Consider the following 4,183-nt stretch of genomic DNA (forward strand, 5'->3'; position numbering starts at 1 on the left):
GGTCACATTAGAACCAGCCGCTGCAGTCGTCGGTGCCGAACTGGATGTCCACGCAGGCACGGACGGAGATGATGTCGCCGCTGACCCACGTGGAGGCCGTGGTGTTGTAGCCGCCGGAGTTGTTGAGGCGGCCGTCGTTGCCGTCGCCGCCCGAAATGGCCCAGTTGCCGTAGACGGAGTGGCTGTCGGGGTCGGTGTCCTTGACGTAGAAGTTGTGCCCGTCGTTCCAGGAGGTGGCGCCTCCCTGGATTGCAGTGTGGGCGAAAGCCGGGACCGCGGCGCCGGCTATCGCCAGGGCCGCGATGGATCCGGCCGCAATGCGACCGATGTTCTGCTTGATTGACATCTGTTCCTCGTTCCGTGAGTTTGAACGGGGCGTGCCATGACTGGGGGTCCCTTCCTCCGGCACGGCCAAGCGGCGCCGAAATTGGGAATCGATCGAAATCTTCCCCCATTGAGAATAGTAACACGGGGAGAGCAGAGAGTGTGTGCGAATCTAGAATTCGGACCTCACTGCCCTCTGTGTTGGAGATTGCACTGATATGTGAGCGTGGCGAGTTTCTTCCATATGGGGCGCCTATTTCCTACTTGAGGTGTTCTTTTGGGGGAATCTTGGGAAGAAGTGCCGGGCTACCAAGCGATGCTGACCCAGGTGGCGGTCTACCAGGGCCTCTGGCGTGCCGTCCTGGGTATGCAGAGGCGGCACCAGAAGCCGCGCTGAGAGGGCCGACCGGATGGCCAACCACGCGCCTCGGAGGCCGGCACCGCCGTCGAGGGGAGCAGTCGGGCGTCCTCGCCGCTTCCCGGTAGCGCGGTAGGGCAGGGACCCGCTGCACGGTCTGCGGCCGCCGCCCCGGGATGGAGCGGCGGCCGAGGGGTTCGGTGTTGGTGGTGCCGGCATGCGGGGAGCGGGTGTCGGGCTCGGGGTCAGCGGGCGGCCCCGGCAACCTCTCGCCCGGCAGCCTGGCACCGCCACTGTCCGCCCAGGCCGCTACGCCCACTCGACGCCGTGTTCGGCGAGCTGGGCGAGCTGCCCCGGGGTGAGCTTCGCTCGGCGGGCTTTCTGGTTGTTGAGCCAGGTGCCCAGGGCGAAGTGCGACACGACCACCTGCTCCTCGCCGCCGGGGCCGGCTTCCACGGCCTCCAGCGGCTCCTTGTGCGGGCGGGGGACCCGGGGGTGCCGTTCCCGCTCGACGAACTGGGCGAGCGCGGCCAGGCCCTGGGCGAACCTGTCCGTGCGGGACACGGGCGGCTTCGCGTCGGCGGCGGCCTTCGCGGCCACCAGCTCGGGGTCGGCCTCGATGCCGATCGCGGCGAGCAGGTCCTGCTGGTCGGCCTCCAGGCCGGGCCAGCCAGCGCGCTGCGCCTGGACCCAGCGGCCGAGCTGCTCGCCCTCGAACACCGTGTCCGCGGGCAGCCGGGTCCAGTCGACCAGGCCGTCGGTGTCCAGCCACCACATGCGGGCGGTGGCGTAGGCGCGTTGCCAGGTGATGGGCCACACCGGGCACCACCAGGGGTCGATCTCCTCCAGTGCGGCCCGCCGCTCCGGGGCGAGCGCGCCCGGCTCCCCGGCCGGTACCTGCGCCGCGGCCCGCAGTTCGGAGAGCCAGGTGCCGATGGCGTAGCCGCCGACCGAGGCCCGCGCCGGCGCGGCCAGGGAGCCGCCGTGGCCCTTCGCCCAGACCCGGGCCCAGTCGAGGCCGGCCTCGAAGCGGGCGTCGCTCACGGACCAGATCATGCCGAGTGCGTCGAGCATCTCCACGCGGTATGGCGCCAGTTCACTATTCGCATTCTCGCCACGCCGGTCCGACAGCCACTTTCCCAGCGGGTAATTCCCGTTCTCCCCAACGAGCGCCGAATAGGGGACATCGAGGCCGCCGGTCTCCTCGAACCATTTCCGCGCGTGACCGATCCCCTCACGCCACAACTGCGTCTCGCCGACCAGGACCCTGGAGGCGATGAATAGCGCGAGCACGTTCTCGTCCACCGGTGTCTGGAACCGCACCGGCAGCGTGAACGCCCCCGCACCCGCCGCGCCGCCCGCACCGACCATGCTCTCACCAGGGCCGGAAGCAGCCTCAGCGCTGCGCCCCTTGGTCCGCTTGCCGGACTTCTGCGGCACCGCGAGGGCCTCGACCACCTTGGCGTCGTGGCTGCGCAGCGCGGTCAGGATTTTGACCAGGGGCCCGTAGGAATCGGACTCCAGAATGTCTCCGGGTTCCTCTCCGGGCTTGAGGAATACCGGTACGATCAGGCTCGCGGTCTTTCCCTCTCCGGGCTGCATGCGCAGGGCCCGGCCGATGGCCTGGACGATATCCACCATGCTGCCCCGGCCTTGCAGAAGAACAGAATCCGCGTTCGGCATGTCGACGCCTTCGCCCAGGACTTTGCAGTTGCTGAAAATTCGGTGCTTGAGCCCGTCGTCCTCCTCGCTCTTTCCGAAGTCCCCGATCAGCTCTTTCCGGTAGTCGATCTCGTGCTCGCCGGAGAGCCACTGTGCCCAGAACTCCGGCGGGTATTTCTGGGGGTTCTCGAAGTGCAGCTTCTCGACGGTCTGGTTCAGCGTCTCGGAGAAGTAGCGGGCCTCGATCGTGCGGCTGTGGAACGTGATGCACCGCTCCAGTCCACGCTCGACCACGGTCTTGACCATCCCGGCCTGGATCGCCGCGATCCGCGCGGCCGGCACCTCGTCCTCGCTGCCGTCCTCGGCCTCGCCGACCCCCGGCCCCCAGGGCACGCCCTGCGCCTCGGCCGCGGCCCGGTCGCCGAGCGGGTCGCGCAGCTCCAGGACCACGATCTCGAACGGGGCCAACAACTTGCGGTCGATCGCCTCCGCGAGGCCCAGGGAGTAGACGTGCGGGCCGAAGACCCGCTGGTCGTCCATCGAGACGGCCAGCTCCTCCGGCAGCGGCTGGTAGGCCCCCTCACGGTTCTTCACCGGGCGCCTGGGCGGCGCCCAGATCCGCGGCGTCGCGGTCATGTAGAGCCGGCGCTCCGCCGGGATCGCGGCCTGGTCGTGCACCACGGTCCAGGTCTTCTCGACACTGCCCGAGGAGCGGTGCGCCTCGTCGCAGACCATCAGCCCGAGCGGGGGCAGTACCTCGCCCCGGCGCTCCGCCCAGTACTCGTAGGCGTCCCTCACCGCCCCGACCGAGGTGTAGGTGGCGAACAGGGTGGTCGGCCGGCGGTGCCTCGCGGCGTGCTCCAGCCACCTGCCGATCATCCGCGGACTGGTGCTCGCCATCACCCCGAACGGCAGCTCACGGTCCACCAGCGAGCAGATGGCGTGCATGTCCCCGGACCGGCCAGCGGCCCGCCAGGCGCCGACCATCTGCACCAGCAGGTCCAAGGTCGGCACCACGACCAGGACCACGCCGCGGGGCGCCAGCTTCTGGCCGGCCGCCGCCCCGACGTACGACTTCCCGGAGCCGGTGGCCATCTGCACCGTCACCCGCAGCCCGTTCGGAGCCGGGTGACCCGGACGGGGCGTCAGGCCCCGCACGATGGCCTCCAGCGCCTCCTCCTGGTGCCCGCGCAGCGAGATGCCGGCAGCGGACTGAGCGGCCTTCAGACCAGGCTTTACAACGTTCACGAAGACGTGTCTCCCTTCACCCATTCCCGGACCCACAGCAGGGATCACGCGGGAAATGCTGACAGTGCCCTACTGATACATTTGACGGACCGGCCCGGAAAACGGGGCGACCGGAAAAGCGCGCGACAGAAGCGACTATCCGGCAGGATATCAGTCCCCGGTCACGAATTCCCGTGAACGCCCAAAAAGCAGGGGGCCGGACCCTGCTCGCGGCGGGATCACCTGACGTTCCAAGCTTGATACACTGGAGACCGTTGCCCACCCTCCGAGGGTAGCGCACCCCGACCCGTCGTGAGGCCGAAACAGTGGTCTAGACCGTGGACTAGACCAATCTGACGGGAGTGAAGCCGACCCGCACGCGCCCCCGGCGCGCCGCCCTCTTCCCAGTCAGCCTGTCGTGAGGTCAGTCAAAATCCCAGTTCAACGATATGATCAGACCTCAACCCTTAGGCCTCATGGAGCGACGCGGAGTGAGGCCGGCCACGGCGCGAAGCGCCGGGCCCGCCCGGGCGAAGCCCGGGCGCGGACACGCGGAGCGGGTCCGCCGCCTGACCGAAGGTCAGGCGCGAACGGAGGGCCGAAGGCCCGTAG

2 protein-coding genes are annotated in these 4,183 nt (G+C 69.1%); both read right to left on the bottom strand.

Going from position 1 to position 4,183, the window contains the following annotated elements; translation table 11 throughout:
* Window positions 1–7: 7 nt before the first annotated feature.
* Window positions 8–346, bottom strand: a complete 339-nt coding sequence (locus tag ACFU74_RS14160; protein ID WP_380756144.1) for a hypothetical protein — start codon at window positions 344–346, stop codon at window positions 8–10.
* A gap of 645 nt (window positions 347–991) precedes the next feature.
* Window positions 992–3,592 (bottom strand): Helicase associated domain protein, encoded by a 2,601-nt coding sequence (locus ACFU74_RS14165; RefSeq protein ID WP_380756146.1) that lies wholly within the window; start codon window positions 3,590–3,592, stop codon window positions 992–994.
* Window positions 3,593–4,183: the final 591 nt, after the last annotated feature.

Source organism: Kitasatospora sp. NPDC057500 (assembly GCF_042802195.1).
Lineage (GTDB): Bacteria > Actinomycetota > Actinomycetes > Streptomycetales > Streptomycetaceae > Kitasatospora.